The organism is Nocardioides sp. N13(2025) (assembly GCF_051912545.1).
In the GTDB taxonomy this organism is placed as follows: domain Bacteria; phylum Actinomycetota; class Actinomycetes; order Propionibacteriales; family Nocardioidaceae; genus Nocardioides.
The window spans coordinates 312,644-335,996 of sequence record NZ_CP196809.1 but is presented as its reverse complement, the minus strand read 5'-3'; the positions used below and the strand labels follow the sequence as shown (position 1 = coordinate 335,996).

Here is a 23,353-nt window from a genome sequence, read left to right as displayed (position 1 = left end):
GTCAGCGTGCCGCGGCCAGCTTTCCCTTGAGCAGCGGGGCCACCGGGTGGTGCACGGGAAGCGCCGCCAGGCAGGCCTCGACCACGGCGGTGTCGTACGGCGCGAGGTCGCTGTAGCGCAGCACCGCGTCGGGGTCCGGGTGCGCCAGCAGGGCCTCGCGGACGCTCACGGCGAGGTAGTCGCCCATCTGGACCAGCGCCGGTGAGTCGGTGCCGGGCAGCAGGTCGCCGCCGTAGGCCCGGACCGCCGCGCGCACGTCGCCTCGTCGCAGCAGCCGCTGCACCTCCTCGACGTCGGTCTCGACCGGCATGGTGAGCCGGTAGGGACGCGAGGAGAGCTGGCCGGACAGCGCGGCGCGCAGGTGCGAGACCTCCGCCTTGAGGGTCGAGGTGGTCACCGCCGAGTCGCCGTAGAGCAGGGAGTGCAGGTGCTCCACCGAGAGCCCACCGGGGTGCAGGGCGAGCAACGCCAGGATCTCGGTCTGGCGGCGGTTGAGCAGGAGGCGCTGGCCGTCGAGCCAGACCTCGGCGGTGCCGAGCAGGGTCAGCGTGAGGCCGGGCGCGGCGGGCGCGGACAGGCCCTCCGAGGTCGTACGCCGGTCACCGGGGAGCGCGCCCTCGATCAGGCGGGCCATCACCCGTGCCGTGGCGAGACCGATCGGGTGGGTGCGGTCCCAGGTGGTCGACAGGTCGATGACCCCCAGCGGGCGGCCGGTCACGGGGTCGAAGACGGGGGCGGCCCAGCAGACCCAGTTGTGCACGACCTCGGCGTAGTGCTCGGCGCTGAAGACCATCGACGGCGTGCCCGTGCGACCGGCGATGGCCAGCGCGTTCGTGCCCACGCTCGCCTCGTCCCAGCGACCACCCGGCACGAAGTTGACCGTCTCGGCCTTGCGGCGCATGACGCGACCGCCGTAGGTCCAGAGGATCCGGGTGTGCTCGTCGGTGACGGCGATGACCAGGTCGCCGTCCTCGGCCGTGCGGCGCAGCTCGTCCTGCACGCGCTCCACCGCTGTCTGCAGGGGCGATGCGTTCCAGAACTCGGCCGTGTCGCCCTCGTCGGCGAGGGGGGCGTGCGTCACCGTCGGGGACACGACACCCGAGAGCTGCCAGCTGCTGAGGATCTCCGGGCGGACCGCCTCGGACGGCTGGTCGCCCTCGGAGACGAAGCGCGTCCACGCGCGTACGGCGTTCACGCGGCGCGCGTGCAGATCGTCGCTGGTCATGGCGGCTCCCGGTCGGTCGCCGCCAACCTAGCCCGGACGTGACGCTCGCAACAGGGCCGAAGATCACCAGCGGCCTGTGCCACCCGCGTCCATGACAGCCGCTCGCACGTCGGGGTGGGCGAGCGGAGGCAGGTCCTCCAGGTCGAACCAGGCGATGTCGTCGTGCTCGTCGGGAGCGGCGTTGGTCGGCGTGCCACGCCAGTCGCCCACCAGCCAGGCGCTCAGCCGCACGGCCACCCCGGTGGATCCCGCGGTCACGCGGCACAGGTGCGACGCCGACTCCGTGACGATCTCCACGCCGAGCTCTTCGCGCAGCTCGCGCTCCAGTGCCGCCGGCTCGGACTCGCCTGCCTCCATGACGCCACCGGGCAGGTCCCAGGCGTCCGGGTTCACCAGCTTGGTCCGCCTGCGATGGACCAGCAGGACGCGGTCCTCGCGGACGAGCGCGCCGACGACGACCTCGTGCACGTGCCGGCCCGGATCAGCGCACGCGCTCGAACGTGGCGACGATGCCCGGGTGGTCGGTGACCAGGTGCCGGTAGGAGTGGAAGGAGCGGATCCGGAAGTCCGAGTCGCGCTCGCCCATCACGTAGTCGATGCCCGAACCCCCGTGATCATCGGCGGAGTAGTTGGTCTCCAGGCGGAGCGGCCGGGTGATCCGTCCCTTCACGAGGGCGTCTCCCGTGTCCCGGTTCTCGGTGACGTTGCAGTCGCACATCGCGACGAACTGGTGCGCGTCGGGAGTGTCCTCCTCGAGCGAGCGGATCCGGCTGGCCATCCGCCACATCGCCTCGACCCCGCCGCGGTTGGCGTAGTTCGGCCCGCCCGTGCGGCGGTTGTGGAGGTGGTTGGGCAGGTGGAAGCTCAGGGCCCGGACGGTGTGGCCGGTCCTCCGGTGCCGCAGCACCGCCACCACGCCGTACTGGTCGTGGGCGGTCTGACCGGAGTAGCGCCGCCACGTCTTGCCGGTCAGGAGGACGGGCCAGGTCTTCTCGAGGTCCCAGACCCGCTTGTCGAAGGCGATCGGGTTGTCGTCGGTGCCCGTCGGCCCCTTCGGCATCAGCAGGGTCCACGACTTCGGCAGGGACGCGCGCAGCGCCGGCCGGCTGAAGAGCCGCTCCTGGAACCCGATGAGCGAGGCGTGGCCGTCGATGACCTGCCCGATGTCGTGACGCATCCCCGCGACCCGCATGCCCTTGCGCAGGTTGAGCGTCGCCACGCTGAAGTGACCACGGGAGTCGGACGAGGTGGCCCGCGCTCGCGCCTCTTCACGCGCCTGCGCCGGCGAGCCACCCATCGTCACGGCGGTGACCAGGAGGACCAGTCCAGCGAGGAGAGCGGTCAGTCGGACACGGTCACGGGGCAGCGCGGGGAGAAAAAACATCCGGACGACCATAGGCGAGGGCGCCGTGCCGGGCCAATTCGCGGTGTGATAGGTCGGCGCCGTCGGGCCGATGTCACCGCACGCGCGGCAGCCGGGAGCTTCCGTCGTACCCGCCCTTGGGCGACCCGACGCCGAAGAAGTCGGCGACCGTGGGGGCCACGTCGACCGTGCGCGCCTGCTCCGAGGCCGTTGCGCCGCGCGGGACGACCGGGTGGCCGCCGGCGAGGAACCACGGGATCGGCCGGGTGGCGGGGTGGCCGTGGTTGCCGGGGATGGGGTTGGACCAGACGGCGGGGTCGGTGAAGCGCCACCCGGCGCGGCAGTGGACGACCACGTCCCCGGCGAGCGGGCCGGTGCGCAGCGTCAGGTCGGTGCTGGGGTCGAGCGCCTCGAGCACGCCGGGCGTCGCAGAGGCGAGGGAGATCATGCGCGCGACCGCGGCGTCCCGCGCGGCAGGGTCACCAGTCCAGTAGAGGAGGTCGGCGCCTCCGTTGTCCGCGATGACGACGTGGCCGGCCAGCAGCGGGTCCGCGTCGAGGACCGGCTGCAGGTGCACGACCGAGTCCGGGCGTGACCAGTCCATCGAGTGGTCGGCCAGCACGATGACGATGGAGTCCTGCCACCGCCCCGAGCTCCTCAGCGCGTCGACGAAACGGCCGACCTGGACGTCGGTGGCCGCGAGCGCGGCCTCGCGCGCGGCCCGCAGCGACAGCGGGCCGGTGACGTCGGAGTGGCCGACGCGGTCGATGTCGCCGAGGTTGACGAACATCAGGTGGGGGTCGTGCTGCTCGAGCATCGCCAGCGCGGCGTCCATCGTCGCCAGGTCCGGGGAGTGGCCGGTGACGGGCAGCACCGGGCTGGGTTCCCACCGGTGGGTGGCGCGGTCGCCGAAGACGCCGTACAGGTACTGCTTGCTGAGCACGGTGCCGGTGGTGAGGCCGGCGGCGTTGAGCCGCTCGATGACGGTGCCGACCTTGATGTCGGTGGGCCGGTCCAGGTTGCGGACCACGCCCTCGGCGCGGTCGTAGACGGAGTTGGCCGGGACGCCGCTGCGGTCGGGACGGACGCCGGTCATCATCATCACGTGGTTGGGGATGGTCTCCATGATCGGCATCGAGGAGGCGTACGGGTGGTTGAGGCCGCCGTCACGCAGGGCCGCCGCGCGAGGCATCAGGGGCGCCGTGACCTCGTCGGGGCGGCACCCGTCGAGGACGAGCACGTAGGCGCGGCGAGGTTGCTGCGCTGCGGCCGCGGCGGACGTCGTGCCCGCTGCCGTCGAGAGGGCGACGGCCGCACCGCCGGCGCCCATGACCTTCAGCAGCGAGCGTCGACCCGTGCGGATGTCGTCGAGGCCGCGGGCGAACGCGTCGTTGCGGGAGTGGTCGTCGGGTGTGCACATGGTTGCTCCTTCTCAGGCGCCGGTGACGGGCTGGGCGACGGGCGTGACCTTGCTGGTGCCGGACCGGGTGGCCCACGAGGCGGTCCACCGCGATGCCGCGTTGCGGTCGGCGCGGTCACCGATGACGTAGTAGTCCATCTGCGCGCGGGCGGGCGTGACGTCGAAGACCGAGTAGCCGTGGTCGTCGAAGTTGAGGTAGCGCACGTGGCGGTTGCTCGTCTGGAGCGCCGCCTCGACCGTCAGGCTCGAGGTGCGCGGCGGCGTGCCGGTGATGTCGTCGAGGTTGTTGGAGGTCACCGAGGTGCACACGAACTCCACGCCTGCGGAGTCGCCGACCGGGTACGTCGCGGCGTCGTAGGGCAGGTCGCACGCCCACGCCGAGTGGATGTCGCCGGTCAGGAAGACGACGTCGCGCAGGCCGCGGTCGCGGATGTGCGCGAGGACCTCGCGGCGGTCGTCGGTGTAGCCGTCCCACTGGTCGACGTTGTAGGGCGCCCCGTCGCGCGGCAGGATCCCGGTCACGTCGTCGACGGGCCCGATGAGGTCCTTCGGCACCTGGGCGAACGTGACCGGCGCGATCATCACCGGGTTGCCGACGAGCTTCCACTGCGCGGGCGCGGTCAGGGAGGTCTTGAGCCAGTCGAGCTGCTCGCGTCCGGTGATCGTGCGCTGCGGGTCGTCGATCGCGGGGTCGACCAGCGGCGTGGTGGCCTGCTGGTCGCGGTAGGTGCGCAGGTCCAGCATGCTGATCTCCGCCAGCCGGCCGAAGGTCAGCCTGCGGAACAGACGCGTGCCGTCGTCGAGGGCCGCGGTGCCGTCCATGCGCACCGGCATCCACTCGTCGTACGCGCGGTGCGACCGCGCCCGACGCGCGAGGTAGTCGCCCTCCGCCGGCTGGTGGTTCTCCGCACCCTCACGCCAGGCGTCGTTGGCGACCTCGTGGTCGTCCCAGGTGACGATGAAGGGGTAGCGGGCGTGCAGCGCCTGCAGGTCGGGGTCCTGCTTGTACTGCGCGTGGCGGCGGCGGTAGTCGGCGAGCTGCACCATCTCGGTGGCCGGGTCGTGGCGGCGGACGTCGACGTTGCCCTGGCCGTAGCCGTACTCGCCGGGGGCGTACTCGTAGACGTAGTCGCCGAGGTGGAGGATGGCGTGCAGGTCGTCGCGGGCGGCGAGGTGGCGATAGGCGCTGAACCACCCGGCCTGGAGGTTCGCGCAGCTCACCACGCCGAAGCGGAGGTGGTCGGGGGTCGCGGTCGCGTGGGGAGCGGTGCGGGTGCGGCCCACCGGACTGGGGACGCCGCCGCTCAGGAAGCGGTAGTAGTACCAGGTCTCCGGGGCCAGTCCGGTCGCGTCGACCTTGACCGTGTGGTCGCGCGCGGCGCTGGTGGTGACGGTGCCCGTGCGGACGACCTTGCGGAAGCCCGCGTCCGAGGCCACCTCCCAGCGGACCTTGGTGTCCGGACCGAGCCCGGACCCGGGCGTGGACTCCGCAGTGGGCGTCACCCGGGTCCACAGCACGACCGCGCTGGGCAGCGGGTCGCCCGAGGCGACGCCGTGCTGGAACACGCCTGAGCCGGCAGCGGCGGCCCGGTCGAGGTTCCCGCTCACGGTGGCCGCGAGCCCGGCGGCCGCCGCGCTGGAGGCAAGGAAGGTACGTCGATGCAGAGTGGTCACCCGTCCAGTGAAGGACACCCCGGGGCGAACATCCCAGCCCGGCCGGGTGTGAGAACCGTCCGTTCACCCGCCGTTGGAGCATGGTTTGCCAGCCCCCTCGGCCGGGCGACAGGTGCCACCCGCACACGGCGCACGCCAGTTGTTCACCCGAACATGGCTTCGAGTTCCGGATGTCTCGCTGGCGCCGTGGGCTGACTGCGCGGAACGCTTCGGTCAGCCCGCCACACCATGGTCCGCAGCTCGGAGCGGGCGATCCAGAGAACACCACTTCCGGAAGGCATGTAGATGAAGCGCAGTCTCGGTGCGCTGATGGGGGCCCTCGTGGCCGCCGTCGCGTTGACCCCCCTCGGAGCAGATCCCGTCCTGGCGGCAGCCACGGCTCCGGTCCCGTCGCAGGGCTCTGCGACACAGCTCGACGTCGGCAACTGGAACGTCGAGTGGTTAGGCTCCCCGGACTTCGGCCCCACCAACGAGGCGCTCCAGCAGGAGAACGTCCACGACGTCATGGCGGGTGCCGACATGGACGTGTGGGGGCTGTCGGAGGTCGTCAGCACCACGGCGTTCGACAACCTCGTCTCCGGCATGCCGGGCTACACCGGCGTGGTCGCGAACGACCCGATCGTCACCAACGGCGCGCAGTACTACTCCGACTTCAGCAACACCGAGCAGAAGGTCGCGCTCGTGTGGCGCAGCAGCATGGCCACCCTGGTCGGCGCGAAGGTCATCCTCACCGACCAGAACACCAACTTCGCCGGCCGGCCTCCGGTGGAGTTCACGCTGCGCGGCACCTTCGACGGCGTGACGAAGGACCTCGTGTTCATCGTGATGCACGCGAAGGCCGGCTCCACCACGGACGCCTGGAACCTGCGGAACCCCGCGTCGCAGGCGCTCAAGTCATACCTGGACACGACCTACCCGACGCAGGACGTGTTCGTCATCGGCGACTGGAACGACGATGTCGACACCTCCATCACGACCGGCAAGGCGTCGCCGTACGCGAACTTCGTGAACGACTCGGCGCGCTACACCTTCCCCACGCGGGCGCTGTCGCTGTCCGGTGTGGCGTCGACGACCGGCTACCCGGACTTCATCGACCACCAGCTCAACACCAACGAGGTCCAGGCGAAGTACGTCGCCGGCTCCGCGCAGGCGTTCCACCCCGAGTCCTACGTCGCCAGCTACAGCACGACCACCACCGACCACTACCCGGTGCTCGCTCGCTACAGTTTCACCCTCGGTGGCGGGAGCGGCGGCAGCGGCGGCACCCCGGCCAACGTCATCATCAACGAGGTGCTGGCCAACGAGCCCGGCAGCAACACCGCTGGAGAGGGTGTCGAGATCGTCAACACCGGCGGCACGGCCATCGACATCAGCGGCTGGACGCTCAGCGACACCACGGCCGTACGCCACACGTTCGCGTCCGGCACGACGCTGCAGCCCGGCAAGGCCATCACCGTGATGGGCGCCGCCTCCGCGGTTCCCAGCGGCATCGTCGCGGTACCGGCGAGCTCGGGCGGGCTCAACCTCGCCAACGGCGGTGACCAGGTCATCGTGAAGAACACGACCGGCACGACCGTGCAGTCGATGAGCTACACCTCGGCGCTGGCCAGCTCCGACGGCGTGTCCGTCAACCGCAGCCCCGACGGCTCCGGCACCGGGACCTGGGTCAAGCACAACACCATCAGCTCCCTGGCCCGCTCCCTCGGCCAGCGTGCTGACGGGACGACGTACTGAGCAGACGCACCCCTGGAGGAAGGCCCCGGATCGACGATCCGGGGCCTTCGGCGCACAGGATCAGTCGTCGTGGTGGATGCGGCCTGCGGTGGTCGCCAGCCGCTCCCCCGAGCCGCCCCACTGGCGCGCGACGATCTCCGCCGCGATCGACACGGCCGTCTCCTCGGGAGTGCGCGCACCGAGGTCGAGCCCGATGGGCGAGGAGAGCAGCGCCAGCTCGTCGGCGGTGAGGCCCGCCTCGACCAGGCGGGACATCCGCTCCTCGTGGGTGCGCCGCGAGCCCATGGCGCCGATGTAGCCCGGACGCACGTCCTCGTCGAGGCGCAGCGCGACCTCGAGGAGGGGCACGTCGAACTTCGGGTCGTGGGTGAGCACCGCCAGGACGGTGCGACGGTCGATGCGGCCGGCGTCGAGCTCGGCCCGGAGGTAGCGGTGCGGCCAGTCGACCACGACCTCGTCGGCGCCCGGGAAGCGCGAGTTGGTCGCGAAGACGGGGCGGGCGTCGCACACCGTCACGTGGTAGCCGAGGAACGAGCCGACCTTGGCCACGGCCGCCGCGAAGTCGATCGCGCCGAAGACCAGCATCCGCGGCTTGGGCGCGAAGCCCCACACGAAGACCCGCATGCCCTCGCCGCGGCGCTCGCCGTCGGGGCCGTAGGTGAGCGTGGCGTTGGTGCCGGCGGCCAACAGGCCGAGCGCGTCGTCGTGGACGGCGGCGTCGGCTCGCGGCGAGCCGAGGCTGCCCTCGGCCTCGGCGTGCGGACGTACGACCATGCGCCGGCCCACCCACGACGCGTCGGGGTGCTCGATGACGGTGGCCAGGGCGACCGGTCGTCCGGCCTCGATGTCCGCGGCCACCTCGCCGAGCTGCGGGAACGTCTCGCGGGAGACCTGCTCGACGAAGACGTCGAGGATGCCGCCGCACGTCAGCCCGACCGCGAAGGCGTCGTCGTCGGAGACGCCGTAGCGCTCGAGCACCGGTTCTCCCGAGGCCACCACCGACTGGGCGAGCTCGTAGACCGCGCCCTCGACGCAGCCACCCGAGACCGACCCGACCGCGGTGTCGTCGGGTCCCACGAGCATGGAGGCGCCGGGGGGCCGGGGCGCGGAGCGGAAGGTGGCCACCACGGTGCCCACGCCGATCGTCTCGCCGGCCTCCCACCACTGCATCAGCTCGGGCAGCACGTCACGCACGTGCGATCACCTCCGTCAGGTCGGCGAACGTCGCCAGCGAGTGGCCGGCGAGGAAGTCGTCGCAGTGCGGCAGCGCGGCGAGCACGCCTCCCTGGAGGGGCTCGTAACCGGCCTTGCCGCGGTGCGGGTTGACCCAGATGACGCGGTGGGCGACCCGCTGCAGCCGGGCCATCTGCTCGCCGAGCAGCTCGGCGCCCCCGCGCTCCCAGCCGTCGCTGAAGACCACCACGACCGCCCCGCGCGCCAGGCCGCGCTGGCCCCACCGGTCGAGGAAGACGCGCAGGGTCTCCCCCAGCCGCGTCCCACCGGACCAGTCCGGGACCACCTCGCCCGCCGCGACGATGGCGCGGTCGGCGTCGGGCGTCCGCAGGGCCCGGGTGACGTGCGTCAGCCGGGTGCCGATCGTGAACGTCTCGACCGTGCCGCCCGTGGTCCGCGCCGACTGGGTGAGGCGGTGGGCCAGGCGCAGCAGCGCATCGGCGTACGCGCTCATCGAGCCGCTCACGTCGACCAGCAGCACCACGCGGCGCGGCCGGACGCCGCGGCGACGCCACGCGATCTCGCCGGGCTCACCGAGCTGGCGCAGCGAGTTGCGCAGGGTGCGCGAGGCGTCGACCTCGCCGCGGTGCCACGCGCGGTGCCGGGCCGTACGCCGGGTGGGCGGGCGCAGCGACAGGCGGACGAACATCCCGGCCAGCCGCCTGCGTTCTGCCGCGTCGAGGGAGGCGACGTCGCGGTGCCGGAGGACCTCCGCGGCGGACGCCTTGGCGCGGACGAGGTCCTCCTCGCCCTCACCGCCGCCACCGGCGCCTTCGGCGTCCGGCAGCAGGTGCGCGGAGGCAGGGCGCGAGGCCTCGCGCGGCTGGGCGCGGGGCAGGCCGTCGCGCGGGTCGAACCACGCGGCGAAGACCTGGTCGTAGCGGGCGAGGTCGTCGGGCGAGGCGCACAGCGTGGCCCGACCGGCCCAGTAGGTGGCCTGTCGGTCGTCGACGCCGACGGCGGCCACCGCGGCCAGGAAGCCCTGGGCGCGGTCCTGGGTGACCGCGACGCCCGCGGCACGCAGCGCCCGGGTGAAGCCGAGCAGCACCTCGTCGGCGGCGTGCACCGTGGTCGTCGTCGGGTGGCTCATCGCGACATCATCCTGTCGAGCGCCGCCTTCACGCGGTCGGCGTCCTCGCGGTACTTCAGCAGCGCCCCGAGCGTCGCGGCAGCCGAGCCGAGGTCGAGCTCCGCCGTGCCGAGGTAGGTGAGGGCGCGCGCCCAGTCGAGGGTCTCGGCGACGCCGGGGGGCTTGAGCAGGTCGTCGCGCGCCCGCAGCTGCTGGACCAGCTCCACCACCTGGCGGGCCAGCGTCTCGCTCACCTCGGGGGCACGTGACCGGACGATCTCCATCTCGCGCTCGAGGCCGGGGTGGTCGATCCAGTGGTAGAGGCAGCGCCGCTTCAGCGCGTCGTGCAGCTCGCGGGTGCGGTTGGACGTCAGCACCACCAGCGGCGGGACGGGCGCGGTGACCGTGCCGAACTCGGGGATGGTGACCTGCCACGTGGAGAGGACCTCCAGCAGGAACGCCTCGAACTCGTCGTCGGCCCGGTCGACCTCGTCGACGAGCAGCACGGCCGGCGCCTGGCGCAGCGCGGCCAGCACGGGTCGCGCGAGCAGGAAGCGCTCGTCGTAGAGGCTCTTCTCGGCCTCGTCGGAGTCCACGTCCCCGGCGGCCTCGAGGGCACGCAGGTGGAGGATCTGACGCGGGAAGTCCCAGTCGTAGAGGGCCTGGCTGGCGTCGATGCCCTCGTAGCACTGCAGCCGCACCAGCGGCAGCTCCAGGCTCTGCGCCAGGGCCTCCGCGAGGGCGGTCTTGCCGGTGCCCGGCTCCCCCTCCAGCAGCAGCGGCCGCTGCATCCGCGAGGCGAGGAACACGACCGTGGCCAGCTCCTCGTCAGCGAGGTAGCCGGTCGCGCCCAGCCGGGCAGCGACCTCGGCGGCGGAGTCCATCCCTTCACCCATGTGGTCAGGCTACGACCCACCACGTTGGTCGCACGTTGGGTTCACCTGCTGTCGACGTCCTGACCCGTGGCGAGGTCGCCACACTCGACCAGCGCGACCTCGTGGGTGGCCAGGTAGTCGCGCGCGCCGCGGTCGCCGGTCGCGGTGGCGATCACCCCCGCCCAGTGGTCCCGCCCGAGCAGCACCGGGTGCCCCGGCACCCCGTCGTACGACGCCCGCGCGAGGACCGCGCGACCCGTCGCGGCGTCGCACAGGCGGGCCACGACCGCCGCGTCGACGTCCGGCAGGTCGACGAGCGAGACCAGGGCGACGTCGTGGTCGGTGCGAGCCAGCGCCTCGAGCGCCGCGCGCAGCGAGGCGCCCATGCCCTCGGCCCAGTCGTCGGCCCGGATGCGCGAGACCGACATCGGCAGCCGGGCAGCCGCTCGTCCGGCCTCGGCGCCGAGCACGACGACGATCTCGTCGCACGGGCGCAGCGCCTGCACCGAGCGCAGCAGCCAGGACGTGCCGTCGTGGTCGTGCGCCAGCGCCTTGGGCCCGCCGAAGCGCTCACCCGCGCCCGCGGCCAGCAGGACGCCGATGACGGTCATGGCACCACCGTAGGAGGTCAGCCGACCCGGTCCCAGCCACGGCGCGGGGCCGCGTTGCCCAGCGGTCGGTCGCCGCGCGAGCGGTAGACGACGTACGGGCGGGTGAGGTAGCCCACGGGGGCCGAGAAGACGTGGACGAGCCGGGTGAAGGGCCACAGCGCGAAGAGCCCGAAGGCGACGAGGGCGTGCAGCTTGAACCCCATCGGGGCCTCCGCCATCAGGTCCGCGTCGGGCTGGAAGGCCAGGAACGACCGGTACCAGACCGACACGCCCTCGCGGTAGTTGTACTCCCCGCCGAGGCTGAAGATCGATCCCGCGATGGTGTTCCACATGCCCAGCACGATGGCCGCGCCGAGGAAGGCGTACATCACCTTGTCCATGACGGTGGTGGCCGAGAAGACCGGTCCGACCGTGCGCCGGCGGTAGATGAGGATGGTCATGCCGACCAGGGCCATCACCCCGGCGATGAGCCCGCCGATGACCGCCGCGTAGTGGTAGAGGTGGTCGTCGACCCCGACGGCCTCGGTCCACGAGCGCGGGACCAGCAGGCCGATCACGTGGCCGCCGACCACGCCGAGCATGCCGAAGTGGAACAGCGGCGAGCCGAGCCGGAGCAGCCGGTCCTCGTAGAGCTGGGACGAACGGGTGGTCCACCCGAACTTGTCGTAGCGGTAGCGCCACAAGTGCCCGACGACGAACACCGCCAGGCACAGGTAGGGAACGATGACCCAGAGGAAGACGTTCATTTCCGGGGTCCCCGCGGAAGTGCGAGCGCAGCGAGCAGTTTTGTGGGGTGGATCATCGAGGTGCTCCTACGGGGATGGTGGCGGTCGAGATGAGGGCGGGGCCGCCCGACAGGGCCGGGTCGGCGCCGTAGCCGGACAGGCCGACCTCCTCGGCGGGCGGGCCCTGCTCGACGAGACGGCGTACGGCATCGGCCTCCTCGCCCTTGAGGTCGGGAAGGGTGGCACAGATCGCCAGCAGCGCGGCGGCCCACGGGGACCCGACCGAGCCGTCGTCGTTGCGCCATCCGGTGAGGGCGAGGCGCAGCATCTCCACCCCGGCGCGGTGGTCGTTGAGCAGCCGCCACGCGATGTCGGTGTCGACCGTCGCCCCGAACTGCAGCACGGCGCACAGGTGGTCGGGCAGCTCCCCGAGCTCCTCGGCCCACTCCACCCCGCCCTCGCGGTAGGCCTCCTTGAACTGCACGAGCGCCGCGCCCCGCCTGCGGGTGTCGCCATAGGCGAAGTAGGTCAGGTAGAGCGCGCACTTGCGCGTGTGGTCGAACGTGGCGACGTAGTCCTGCTGGAGCTCGGCGAGGGGCACCCGGCGCAGGTGCTCGAAGAGCCCGGAGAGGTGGGGGTGCTCGGGGACCAGCGCCTCGAGGTCGTCGAGCGAGGCGAGCAGCTCCTCGGTCGGGTAGTCCAGGAGCGCCGAGCAGACGCCCCAGACGGGTGCGGTGTCGTCGCCCCTGGCGGAGGCAGCCCTGCGACGGAACATCACGCACCGCCCCCGTCGCCACGTGGCGGGAAGAGCCCCTCGGGGGTGCCCTTGCCGTCCCAGTTGAGCAGGTTGACCCGCGACGCCTTGTCGTCGGGCGACGCAATCGTGTCCGCGGTCTGCCGGTCCTGGAGCATCCGGAAGTTCTCCACCGCGACCGGCGTCGGGTACCCCGAGCCCTCGCCGAAGAGGTCCTGCTGCCCGCCGCCGTACTCGCTGACCGGGCAGTCCGTGGCGAGCTCCTCGAGCGCGTGGGCCTGCTCGGCGTGGGCCGGCGGGATGACGTAGCGCTCGGCGTACTTCGCGATCGCGAGCAGGCGGAACATCTCGTACATCTGCTCCCCGGTCATCCCGACCGACGCCGGGATCGACTCGTCGGGGTCGCGACCGAGGTTGATGTCGCGCATGTAGGAGCGCATCGCCGCGAGCTTCTTGAGGACCCGGTCGACGGGCACGGTGTCGCCCGCGGTGAACAGGTTGGCGAGGTACTCCACCGGGATCCGGAGCGTGTCGATCGCCGCGAACAGGTTGCCGCGGTCTTCGGCGTCCTCGCCGGTCTCCTTGACCACGTCGACCACCGGCGAGAGCGGCGGGATGTACCAGACCATCGGCATCGTGCGGTACTCCGGGTGCAGCGGCAGGGCGACCTCGTAGGTGTTGATCAACGCCCAGACCGGGGACTTCTTCGCCGCCTCGACCCAGTCACCCGGGATGTCTGCCTGCTCCGCGGCCCGCTGCACGTCAGGGTCGTGAGGGTCGAGGAAGCAGGCGCGCTGGGCGTCGTAGAGCGCGTGCTCGTCCTCGATGCTCGCCGCCTCCAGCACCTTGTCGGCGTCGTAGAGCACCAGGCCGATGTAGCGCAGCCGGCCGACGCACGTCTCCGAGCAGACGGTCGGGATGCCGACCTCGACGCGCGGGTAGCAGAACGTGCACTTCTCGGCCTTGCCGGTCTTGTGGTTGAAGTAGACCTTCTTGTAGGGGCAGCCCGAGACGCACATCCGCCAGCCGCGGCAGCGGTCCTGGTCGACGAGGACGATGCCGTCCTCCTCGCGCTTGTAGATCGCGCCGCTGGGGCACGACGCGGCGCACGAGGGGTTGAGGCAGTGCTCGCAGATGCGCGGCAGGTAGAACATGAAGGTCTGCTCGAACTCGAGCTTCACCTTGTCCTCGATGCCCTTGAGCATCACGTCGCGAGCCGCGTGCTCGTGCGAGCCCCCGAGGTCGTCGTCCCAGTTGGCCGACCACTCGACGTTCATGTCCTTGCCGGAGATCAGGCTCTTGGGCCGGGCCACCGGGAAGGTGTCGGTCTGCGGGGAGCTGGTCAGCGTCTCGTAGTCGTAGGTCCACGGCTCGTAGTAGTCGTCGATCGAGGGCAGCTTGGGGTTGGAGAAGATGCTGAGCAGCTTCTTCACCCGCCCGCCGGCTCGGAGCGCCAGCCGCCCGTTGGGCTTGCGGATCCACCCGCCCTGCCACTCGTCCTGGTCCTCGTACGTCCTGGGGTAGCCCAGGCCCGGCCGGGTCTCGACGTTGTTGAACCAGACGTACTCCGTGCCGGCCCGGTTGGTCCAGGCCTGCTTGCAGGTCACCGAGCAGGTGTGGCACCCGATGCACTTGTCGAGGTTCATCACCATGGCCATCTGAGCCATCACGCGCATGTCTGTCGTCTCCTCTTCCGGCTCAGTACTCGACCGGCGCGGTCCGCTTGCGGATCATGGTGACCTCGTCACGGTTGTTGCCGATCGGGCCGATGTAGTTGAAGAAGTAGGCGAGCTGGGCGTAGCCGCCGACGATGTGGTTGGGCTTGAGCAGCACGCGGGTGAGGCTGTTGTGGATGCCTCCGCGCTTGCCGTCGCGCTCGGTCAGCGGCACGTCGATCAGCCGGTCCTGCGCGTGGTGCATGTAGACGGTGCCCTCCGGCATCCGGTGGCTGACGATGGCGCGGGCCGCGACGACGCCGTTGCGGTTGACCATCTCGATCCAGTCGTTGTCCTTGATCCCGACCTTGGCCGCGTCACGGTCGGAGACCCACACCGACTGGCCGCCACGCGACAGCGAGAGCATGAACAGGTTGTCCTGGTACTCCGAGTGGATCGACCACTTGTTGTGCGGCGTGAGGTAGCGGACCGAGACGCCGAGCTCGTTCTGCTCGCCGATCGGGGCCTCCCCGAACAGCTCGGTCATGTTGAGCGGCGGTCGGTAGACCGGCAGCATCTCGCCCATCCCGATGAACCAGTCGTGGTCGACGTAGAACTGCTGGCGACCGGTCAGGGTGTGGAACGGCTTCTTGCGCTCGATGTTGATGGTGAACGGGCTGTAGCGCCGCCCGCCCGACTCCGAGCCCGACCACTCCGGCGAGGTGATCACCGGCACCGGCGCCACCTGGGTGTCGGCGAAGGTGATCTGCTTGCCCTCGTGCTCGGCCGCGAGGTCGGCGAGCTCGGTGCCCGTGCGCTTCTCCAGGAACTTGAAGCCCTGCGTGGCCAGGTGGCCGTTCGAGACACCGGCGAGGTGCAGGATCGCGTCGGCCATCTGGACGTCGGTCTCGACCTTGGGCTGGCCGTCACCCGCCCCGCCCCGGGTCACCCCGTTGCGGGTGCGCAGGATGTCGATCTCCCGCTTCACGTCGTAGGCGACGCCCTTGGTGAGCATCCCGACCTTCTCCATGAGCGGGCCGATCGAGGTCATCTTGTCGAAGATCGCGGTGTAGTCGCGCTCGGCGACCGCGATCACCGGCATCGTCTTGCCGGGCACCGGGTCGCACTCGCCGAGCTTCCAGTCCTTCACCACGCCGTGCTCGGTGGCCATGGCCTCCGGGGTGTCGTGCCACAGCGGCTTCGCGACGACGTCCTTGCGGGTGCCGAGGTGGTCGACGGCGAGCTCGGAGAACCTCTTCGCGATCACCTTCCACGTGTCCCAGTCCGACTTCGTCTGCCACGGGGGCGCGATCGCCGGGTTGAACGAGTGGACGAAGGGGTGCATGTCGGTGGTCGAGAGGTCGTGCTTCTCGTACCAGGTCGCCGCCGGCAGCACGACGTCGCTGAAGATCGTCGACGACGTCATCCGGAAGTCGATCGTCGTCAGGAGGTCGAGCCTGCCCTCGGCCGCCTTCTCCGCCCACACGACGTCGCGCGGACGCTTGTCCGGTGGCGCCTCCACTGCGGTGGCAGCCGAGTCGGTGCCGAGCAGGTGCCGAAGGAAGTACTCATTGCCCTTGGCCGAGGAGCCGAGCAGGTTGGAGCGCCACAGCGACAGGACGCGGGGGTGGTTGTCCTCGTGCTCGGGGTCCTCGACCGCGAACCGGAGATTGCCCTCCTTGAGCTGCTGGGCGACGTACGCCGGCGCCTCCATGCCCGCGGCCGCGGCGTCGTCGGCCAGCTGCAGGCTGCTGCGGTCGAACGTCGGGTACGACGGCGACCAGCCGAGGCGGACCGACTGGGCCAGCAGGTCCATCACCGTCCTCCCGGCGAAGACCCCCGTCCCGGAGTCGAGGTCGTCGGCGCTGAAGCCGTCGTAGCGGTACTGCGAGGTGTTCACGTACCAGTAGGCGGTCTGGTTCATGTGGCGCGGCGGGCGGTGCCAGTCGAGCGCGAAGGCCATGTGCTGGAAGCCCATGATCGGGCGGATCTTCTCCTGCCCGACGTAGTGGGCCCAGCCCCCGCCGTTGCGTCCCTGCGTGCCGGTGATCGTGGTGAGCAGCAGGATCGCGCGGTAGATCTGGTCGGAGTGGAACCAGTGGTTGACCCCGGCTCCCAGCAGGATCATGCCGCGGCCGTCGGTGTCGATGGCGTTCTGCGCCCACTCCCGCGCGAGCCGGGTGACCTGGCTGGCCGGGACCCCGGTGTGCTGCTCCTGCCACGCGGGCGTCGCGGGGACGGACGGGTCGTCGTAGCCGTGCGGGTCCGACTCGCTGGTGCGCGGCCACACCCCCGGCAGGCCGTCGCGCGCGACGCCGTACTGGGCGAGGAGCAGGTCGAGCACGGTGGTGACCACGCGCTCGCCCACCCGGGCGACCGGCACGCCGCGTCGCTCGTGGACGACCTTGCCGTCGGCCGCGTCGAAGCGCGGCAGCTCGACCTCGACGGACTCGCGGGTCCCGCCCTGGTGGTCGCGGTACATGCTGAGCGCGGGGTCGATGTCGCCGAGCTCGAGGTTCCACTTCCCCAGGCCCTCGTCGCCGTAGCGGTCACCGATGGAGCCGTGCGGGATGCGGACCTCGCCGGTGGTGGCGTCGATGACGGCCGGCTTCCACATGGCGTTCTCGCTGTCGCCGCCGAGGTCGCCCTCGACGAGGAACTTGCCGGGACGGTAGGCCCCGGAGTCGTCGGGCTCGAGGCAGACGAGGTGCGGCAGGTCGGTGTACTGCTTGTTGTAGGTCTCGAAGAAGGGCGTGGTGGAGTCGACGAAGAACTCCTTGAGCACGACGTGCCCCATCGCCATCGCCAGCGCACCGTCGGTGCCGGGCGCCGGGCTCACCCACTCGTCGGCGAACTTCACGTTCTCGGCGTAGTCGGGCGCCACGGCGATGACCTTCTGCCCGCGGTAGCGCGCCTCGGTCATCCAGTGGGCGTCGGGCGTGCGGGTCATCGGGACGTTGGAGCCCCACATCATCAGGTAGCCGGCGTCCCACCAGTCCCCCGACTCGGGGACGTCGGTCTGGTCGCCGAACATCTGCGGCGACGCGTTCGGCAGGTCGGCGTACCAGTCGTAGAACGAGAGCATCGGGGCGCCGATGAGCTCGAGGAAGCGCGCGCCCGAGGTGTAGGAGACCGGGGACATCGCAGGGATCGGTGAGAAGCCGGCGATACGGTCCGGGCCCCACCGCTTGACCGTGTAGACGTGCGCCGCGGCCACGATCTCGGCCACCTCCTCCCAGGAGGCACGCACCAGACCGCCCTTGCCACGGGCCTTCTTGTACGCCCGCGCCTTCTCCTCGTCCTGAACGATGGAGCCCCAGGCCACGACCGGGTCGCCGTACTGCTGCTTGGCGGCGCGGAAGAGGTCGAGCAGCACACCGCGGACGTAGGGGTAGCGCACCCGGGTCGGGCTGTAGGTGTACCAGCTGAAGGCGGCGCCACGCGGGCACCCGCGCGGCTCGTACTCCGGCCGGTCGGCGCCGGCGCTGGGGTAGTCGGTCTGCTGCGCCTCCCACGTGATGATCCCGTCCTTGACGTAGACCTTCCACGAGCACGAGCCGGTGCAGTTGACGCCGTGCGTGGAGCGCACCACCTTGTCGTGGCTCCAGCGGTCGCGGTAGAAGACGTCGCCCTCCCGGCCCCCCTTCTTGTGCAGGGTCCGCTGGTCCTCGCTCACCTCCGCCTTCGTGAAGAACCGGCGGCCGCCGATCAGTGCCGACGTCAGGGAGCTTTCGAGGGTCATGCGGGGGCCTCCGGGCGTGTGCGAGTGACGCAGGGCAGTGCCGACGTCCTCGACCCTAGACAGGCGCCACGGCCCACCGCCACCGTCTGGAGTCCGAAGCAGCACAAGGTCACCAATGACGGGACTTAGGTCCCGTCTTGGTCCCGCGGGTCTGCACAAGGCCGCCAGGATCATTCACAGTCTTCCTGGAAGGGCCCGCGCACGACGGTCCCGGAGGAGTCGAGATGAGCGAGCCCCAGCCCGGTCGCAACCGGGTGCTCTGGCTGTCCACCGTGGCGTTCACGTTGATGTTCGCCGTGTGGCTGATGTTCGGCATCCTCGGCAAGCCCATCCGGGAGGAGTTCGGCCTCTCCGAGGTGCAGCTGTCCTGGATCGTCGCCGCCGCCGCCCTCAACGGCTCGCTCTGGCGCCTGCCCGCGGGCATGGTCACCGACCGCATCGGCGGTCGCAAGGTGATGACCTTCCTCCTGCTCGCCACCGCCGTGCCCGCCTTCCTCGTCTCGCGCGCCGAGTCCTACACGATGCTGCTGGTGCTGGCCTTCCTCGTCGGCTTCGCCGGCAACGCCTTCTCCTCCGGCATCGCCTGGAACTCCGCCTGGCAGCCCCGCGAGCACCAGGGCTTCGCCCTCGGTCTCTTCGGCGCCGGAAACGTCGGCGCCTCGGTCACCAAGTTCATCGGTCCGCCGATCATCGCCGGCACCGCCGGTGCCACCTACTTCGGCGTGGTCGACGGCGGCTGGCGGCTCGTCCCGGTCGTGTACGCCGTGCTGCTGGTCGTGATGGCCGCACTGGTGTGGTTCGGCACGCCGAGCCACGACCTCGCACCCGGCACCGGCCAGCCGCTGCGCCAGCAGGTGCGCCCGCTGCGCAGCCTGCGGGTCTGGCGATTCAGCCTCTACTACGTCGCCGTGTTCGGGGCCTACGTCGCGTTGGCCGCCTGGCTGCCGACGTACTACATGGACAACTTCGACGTCTCGCTCCAGACCGCGGCGCTGCTGACGGCGACGTACATCTTCCCGGCCAGCCTGCTGCGCCCCTACGGCGGCCACCTGTCCGACCGCTTCGGCGCGCGCCGCGTCATGTACTGGACGTTCGGCGCGATGCTGCTGGTCACCGGCATCCTGATGATGCCCAACGGGCACATCGTGATCAGCCACCCCGACGGGTCGCAGAGCGAGCACCTGGCCTACAGCATCGGCCTGGTGCCCTTCGCCCTGCTCGTGTTCGCGCTGGGCTGCGCCATGGGCGTCGGCAAGGCCGCGGTCTTCAAGCACATCCCGGAGTACTTCCCCGACAACGTGGGCGCCGTCGGCGGCCTGGTCGGGATGCTCGGCGGACTCGGCGGCTTCTTCCTCCCGCCGCTCTTCGCCTACACGAAGGCGTGGTCCGGCTTCCCCTCCAGCACCTTCTTCGTGCTCTTCGTGCTGACCCTGGCGTGCGCGGTCTGGATGCACTGGACCGTGGTCCACATGCTCAACACCGAGTCGCCCGAGCTGGCGCACCGGCTCGAGAGCCCCCGTGACGACCGCCGGTCCGAGCCGGCGCTGACGAACGACCGACTGCCCGAGGAGGCACGCGCATGACGACCGACGCACAGCCGCGCAGGAGCGGCGAGTGGCTGGAGGCCTGGGACCCCGAGAACGAGGAGACCTGGGACTCCCACCTCGCGTGGCGGACCCTGTGGGTCACCACCTTCGCCCTCACCCTGGCGTTCGTCGCCTGGTTCCTGCCGAGTGCCCTGATCCCCAAGCTCAACCCGCTCGGCTACTCGTTCTCCACCACGCAGCTCTACTGGATGGCGGCGATGCCCGGCCTCTCGGCCGGCCTCTTCCGGCTGGTGTGGATGGTGCTTCCGCCCATCCTCGGCACCCGCAAGATGGTGAGCCTCACGACGCTGCTCCTGATCTTCTCCACCCTCGGGTGGGGCGTGCGCGTCCAGGAGCCGACCGCGCCCTACTGGGAGCTGATGACGCTGGCCTTCCTCGCCGGTCTCGGCGGCGGCGCGTTCTCCGGGTTCATGCCGAGCACGTCCTACTTCTTCCCCAAGTCAAAGCAGGGCACCGCCCTGGGCCTGCAGGCCGGCCTTGGCAACTTCGGCGTCTCGCTCGTCCAGCTCCTCACCCCCTACCTCATCGGCTTCTCGTGGCTGGCCTTCTTCGGCGGCAGCCAGACCATCTCGATGCCCGGCAAGGCACCGCAGGAGGTCTGGTACCAGAACGCCGCCTTCATCTGGATCCCGCTGATGGTCATCTCCGCGCTGATGTCGTGGACGATGCTCAAGTCGGTGCCGATCAAGGCCAACATCCGCCAGCAGTTCGACATCTTCGGCAACACCGACACGTGGCTGATGACCCTGCTCTACATCATGACCTTCGGCACCTTCTCCGGCCTGGCCGCGCAGTTCGGCCTGCTGATGGCCAACCTCTACGGCATCGGCAACGGCGACATCGTGCAGGGCACGGGAGCCGAGGCGACGGTGCTGATCGACGGCTACGCCGTGCCCGACGTGGTGAAGTACGTCTTCCTGGGCCCGCTCGTCGGGGCCGGGGCACGCGTGCTGTTCGCCCCGCTCACCGACCGCATGGGTGGGGCAAAGTGGACGCTCGTCTCGGGGCTCGGCCTGATCGCGTCGATCGCCTACACGATCCCGGCGCTGACGCCCGACACCACCTCGGCCGCCACGCTGGAGTCCGGCTTCGACCAGTTCCTGTGGGGCATGCTGGCGATCTTCCTCTTCGCCGGCATCGGCAACGCGTCCACGTTCAAGCAGATGCCGATGATCTTCGAGCGCCGGCAGGCCGGTGGCGTGATCGGGTGGACCGCGGCCATCGCGGCCTTCGGCCCGTTCTTCTTCGGGGTCGGCGTCACCACCCTCGGCCCCACCGCCTTCTACTCGATCGGGATCGTGTGGGCGGCGATGTGCGTGGTGATCACGTGGATGCGCTACGCCCGCAAGGACGCGCCGCGGCCGAGCTGACGCACGACAGGGTCATCCGGCGAACGCCTCGTCGTACATGGCCTGCAGCTCCGGGCCCTGCTCCGCGGTGAAGCCGCAGAGGGTGACGCGGTCGCCGTCGGCGCTGACCAGGTAGGACTTGCCCTGCTCGAACTCGACGGCCATCAGCAGGTCGGCGAGGTCCTTGGTCGGCGACTGCACGGTCACGGTCGACGCCTCGTCCCCGGCGTACCACTCGTCGACCTCGAGCGTGGCCGTGCCGTCCTCGAGGGACGTCACGGTGCCGGCGAAGGCGGTGTCGAAGGTGGCGAGCACCTCCGCGGAGGGCACCGCGCACTTGCCGGCCGCGGCTGGGTCCGCCGTCAGCGCGAGGGTGTCGGAGGCGGTGCCCGAGCCGGCGTCGGACGAGCTGGTGGTCTCCTCGCTGCCGTCCTCGGCGGCGTCGTCGCCACCGCAGGCGGCGAGACCGCCCAACGCGAGGACGAGGACGGGGACGACGAGGGCGCTGCGAAGTCGGCTGGTGTTCACGATTCCTCCTGCTGGGGCCGGGCCGGTGTCCTCACCGTGCCACGTCGGTTGGACGGAGCGGGCACGGGTCGGGTTCCGCGCGCGCTACCGGGCCGCGGCGACGGACTCGTCGGTCCCGGCGAGCTTCTGCGACAGCCAGATCGGGATGATCGACGCCACGATGAGCGCCGCGGCGACCACGTTGACGACCGGGGCCTGGTTGGGCCGGAACAGGTTCTGGTAGATCCAGATCGGCAGCGTCTGGATGCCCTGCCCCGCGGTGAACGTGGTCACGATGATCTCGTCGAAGGACAGCGCGAAGGACAGCAGCGCGCCCGCCAGCAGGGCCGAGCGCATCATCGGCAGGGTGACCGACCAGAAGGTCCGGAACGTCCCGGCGCCGAGGTCCATCGACGCCTCCTCGAGGTTGCCCCCGAGCCGGCGCAGCCGGGCGATGGCGTTGTTGAAGACGGTGACGATGCAGAAGGTGGCGTGCGAGACCACGAGCGTCAGCATGCCCAGCTCGATGCCGAACATCGTCAGGAAGGCGTTGGCCAGGGCGATGCCCGTGACCACGCCGGGCAGCGCGATGGGCAGGATGATCAGCAGGGACACGGTGTCGCGCCCGAAGAAGCGGAACCGCTGCAGGGCGATGGCCGCCATCGTGCCGAGCACCAGGGCGATCGCCGTGGCGACCAGGGCCACCTCGACCGACACCACGATCGCGTTCCGGGCGCCGTCGCTGTCCGCCGCCGCCGACCACCAGCGGGTCGTGAACCCCGGTGGCGGCCACTCGAAGGTCCGCGAGGTGTTGAACGAGTTGAGCACCACCAGCGCGAGCGGCGCGTGGATGAAGAGCAGCACGAGCCCGGTGAAGGCCAGCAGCACGCCCCTGGTCGTCCTCGAGAAGCTCATCGGTCCTCACTCGCGCTCATAGGGAGTCCAGCGCCCCTGTCCGGCGCACCGCGCCCAGGTAGACCAGCATCGCGACGACCGGGATCGTCGCGACGGCCGCCGCGAACGGCAGGTTGTTGCCGGTGAGGAACGAGTCGTAGACGACGTTGCCGAGCATCTGGTTGGCCCCGCCGACGATCTTCACCGCGATGTAGTCGCCGAGGGTCAGCGAGAAGGTGAAGATCGAGCCCGCCACGGCCGCCGGGAAGAGCACCGGCAGCACGACGCGCCGCATGGTGGTGCGGGTGGTCGCGCCGAGGTCCGCGGAGGCCTCGATCAGCGAGTTCGGCAACCGCTCGAGACCGGCGTACATCGGCAGGATCATGTAGGGCAGCCACAGGTAGGACAGCGTCAGCACCGTGGCGGCGAGGCCGTAGCCGGGCGAGAGGCCGAGGTCGTCCAGGGGGCCGCCGCTCGCGAACATGCCGCGCCAGGCGTAGGCCTTGACGAGGTACGACGCCCACAACGGGGTCAGCACGGCGATGACCAGCGCGCGCTGGAGCCGCGGCGAGGCCACCTTGGCCATGTAGAGCGCGATCGGGAAGGCCAGCAGGGCGTCGATCACCGTCACCGCCACCGCGGTGAGGATCGTGCGGACGGTGATCGTGCGGTAGACGTCGAGGGTGAACAGGTCGCGGTAGTTGTCCAGGTTCCAGATCCGCTGGATGTTGCCCCCGAAGGCGTCCACGGTCCACAGCGAGGTGATGAACAGCGCCGCCAGCGAGCCGAGGTAGAGCACCCCCAGCCACAGCATCGGCGGGCCGAGCAGCAGCCCCAGCCGCAGCCGGGGGTGGCGGTGCAGCACCCCCGCTCGGGAGGATGCCGCACCGCTCCCCTGCGGCGACTGGTGGCTCAC

The 23,353-nt window shown here is 70.9% G+C and carries 19 protein-coding genes; 3 read left to right on the top strand and 16 right to left on the bottom strand.

Features of this window, described 5'->3' with window-relative positions; all coding sequences use genetic code 11:
• Nucleotide 1: 1 nt before the first annotated feature.
• The 5 genes from ACS3YM_RS01670 to ACS3YM_RS01650 all read right to left on the bottom strand — a co-directional run bounded on the left by ACS3YM_RS01670 (nt 2) and on the right by ACS3YM_RS01650 (nt 5,682).
• Nucleotides 2–1,225: a transcriptional regulator gene (locus ACS3YM_RS01670; RefSeq protein WP_439938311.1), complete on the bottom strand. Its 1,224-nt coding sequence runs from the start codon at nt 1,223–1,225 to the stop codon at nt 2–4.
• A 63-nt stretch (nt 1,226–1,288) separates the two neighbouring features.
• Nucleotides 1,289–1,693, bottom strand: a complete 405-nt coding sequence (locus ACS3YM_RS01665; protein ID WP_439938310.1) for an NUDIX domain-containing protein — start codon at nt 1,691–1,693, stop codon at nt 1,289–1,291.
• A 13-nt stretch (nt 1,694–1,706) separates the two neighbouring features.
• A complete protein-coding gene (locus tag ACS3YM_RS01660) occupies nt 1,707–2,609 on the bottom strand; it encodes a hypothetical protein (RefSeq protein ID WP_439938309.1) in 903 nt (300 codons plus the stop codon).
• A 73-nt stretch (nt 2,610–2,682) separates the two neighbouring features.
• Entirely contained in the window at nt 2,683–4,008 is a 1,326-nt protein-coding gene (locus tag ACS3YM_RS01655; RefSeq protein ID WP_439938308.1) for an alkaline phosphatase family protein, read from the bottom strand.
• A gap of 12 nt (nt 4,009–4,020) precedes the next feature.
• Nucleotides 4,021–5,682 carry an alkaline phosphatase D family protein gene (locus tag ACS3YM_RS01650; RefSeq protein ID WP_439938307.1) on the bottom strand — a complete coding sequence of 554 codons (1,662 nt, stop codon included), beginning with the start codon at nt 5,680–5,682 and terminating at the stop codon, nt 4,021–4,023.
• 285 nt (nt 5,683–5,967) lie between these two features.
• On the opposite strand from ACS3YM_RS01650, the gene ACS3YM_RS01645 reads away from it, so the two are divergent.
• The gene (locus ACS3YM_RS01645) at nt 5,968–7,416 is read left to right on the top strand and encodes a lamin tail domain-containing protein (protein WP_439938306.1); all 1,449 of its coding nucleotides are present in this window, start codon (nt 5,968–5,970) and stop codon (nt 7,414–7,416) included.
• Nucleotides 7,417–7,476: 60 nt separating this feature from the next.
• Here the strand turns inward: ACS3YM_RS01645 and ACS3YM_RS01640 are convergent, their stop codons facing one another.
• The 8 genes from ACS3YM_RS01640 to ACS3YM_RS01605 are packed head-to-tail and all read right to left on the bottom strand — an operon-like array spanning nt 7,477 to nt 18,080.
• Nucleotides 7,477–8,610 (bottom strand): XdhC family protein, encoded by a 1,134-nt coding sequence (locus ACS3YM_RS01640; protein WP_439938304.1) that lies wholly within the window; start codon nt 8,608–8,610, stop codon nt 7,477–7,479.
• Nucleotides 8,603–9,739 carry a vWA domain-containing protein gene (locus ACS3YM_RS01635; protein WP_439938303.1) on the bottom strand — a complete coding sequence of 379 codons (1,137 nt, stop codon included), beginning with the start codon at nt 9,737–9,739 and terminating at the stop codon, nt 8,603–8,605. The genes ACS3YM_RS01640 and ACS3YM_RS01635 overlap by 8 nt, the downstream gene beginning before the upstream one ends.
• Nucleotides 9,736–10,614 carry an AAA family ATPase gene (locus ACS3YM_RS01630; RefSeq protein ID WP_439938302.1) on the bottom strand — a complete coding sequence of 293 codons (879 nt, stop codon included), beginning with the start codon at nt 10,612–10,614 and terminating at the stop codon, nt 9,736–9,738. The genes ACS3YM_RS01635 and ACS3YM_RS01630 overlap by 4 nt, the downstream gene beginning before the upstream one ends.
• Before the next feature lie 41 nt (nt 10,615–10,655).
• On the bottom strand, nt 10,656–11,204 hold the full coding sequence (locus ACS3YM_RS01625; RefSeq protein WP_439938301.1) for a nucleotidyltransferase family protein: 549 nt from the start codon (nt 11,202–11,204) through the stop codon (nt 10,656–10,658).
• A 17-nt stretch (nt 11,205–11,221) separates the two neighbouring features.
• The gene (gene narI, locus ACS3YM_RS01620) at nt 11,222–11,950 is read right to left on the bottom strand and encodes a respiratory nitrate reductase subunit gamma (RefSeq protein ID WP_439938300.1); all 729 of its coding nucleotides are present in this window, start codon (nt 11,948–11,950) and stop codon (nt 11,222–11,224) included.
• A gap of 52 nt (nt 11,951–12,002) precedes the next feature.
• On the bottom strand, nt 12,003–12,704 hold the full coding sequence (narJ, locus tag ACS3YM_RS01615) for a nitrate reductase molybdenum cofactor assembly chaperone (RefSeq protein WP_439938299.1): 702 nt from the start codon (nt 12,702–12,704) through the stop codon (nt 12,003–12,005).
• A complete protein-coding gene (gene narH, locus ACS3YM_RS01610; RefSeq protein WP_439938298.1) occupies nt 12,704–14,359 on the bottom strand; it encodes a nitrate reductase subunit beta in 1,656 nt (551 codons plus the stop codon). Before narH ends, narJ begins: the two co-directional genes overlap by 1 nt.
• 22 nt (nt 14,360–14,381) lie before the next feature.
• Nucleotides 14,382–18,080, bottom strand: a complete 3,699-nt coding sequence (locus tag ACS3YM_RS01605; RefSeq protein WP_439938297.1) for a nitrate reductase subunit alpha — start codon at nt 18,078–18,080, stop codon at nt 14,382–14,384.
• A gap of 224 nt (nt 18,081–18,304) precedes the next feature.
• Here ACS3YM_RS01605 and ACS3YM_RS01600 point away from each other — a divergent pair, with 224 nt between their 5' ends.
• Together ACS3YM_RS01600 and ACS3YM_RS01595 are read left to right on the top strand one after the other, a co-directional pair.
• Entirely contained in the window at nt 18,305–19,663 is a 1,359-nt protein-coding gene (locus tag ACS3YM_RS01600; RefSeq protein ID WP_439938296.1) for an MFS transporter, read from the top strand.
• A complete protein-coding gene (locus ACS3YM_RS01595; protein WP_439938295.1) occupies nt 19,660–21,057 on the top strand; it encodes an MFS transporter in 1,398 nt (465 codons plus the stop codon). Before ACS3YM_RS01600 ends, ACS3YM_RS01595 begins: the two co-directional genes overlap by 4 nt.
• 12 nt (nt 21,058–21,069) lie before the next feature.
• On the opposite strand, the gene ACS3YM_RS01590 is transcribed toward ACS3YM_RS01595, so the two are convergent.
• The 3 genes from ACS3YM_RS01590 to ACS3YM_RS01580 all read right to left on the bottom strand — a co-directional run bounded on the left by ACS3YM_RS01590 (nt 21,070) and on the right by ACS3YM_RS01580 (nt 23,353).
• On the bottom strand, nt 21,070–21,564 hold the full coding sequence (locus tag ACS3YM_RS01590) for a hypothetical protein (protein WP_439938294.1): 495 nt from the start codon (nt 21,562–21,564) through the stop codon (nt 21,070–21,072).
• 84 nt (nt 21,565–21,648) lie between these two features.
• A complete protein-coding gene (locus ACS3YM_RS01585; protein WP_439938293.1) occupies nt 21,649–22,458 on the bottom strand; it encodes an ABC transporter permease in 810 nt (269 codons plus the stop codon).
• Nucleotides 22,459–22,474: 16 nt separating this feature from the next.
• The gene (locus tag ACS3YM_RS01580; RefSeq protein ID WP_439938292.1) at nt 22,475–23,353 is read right to left on the bottom strand and encodes an ABC transporter permease; all 879 of its coding nucleotides are present in this window, start codon (nt 23,351–23,353) and stop codon (nt 22,475–22,477) included.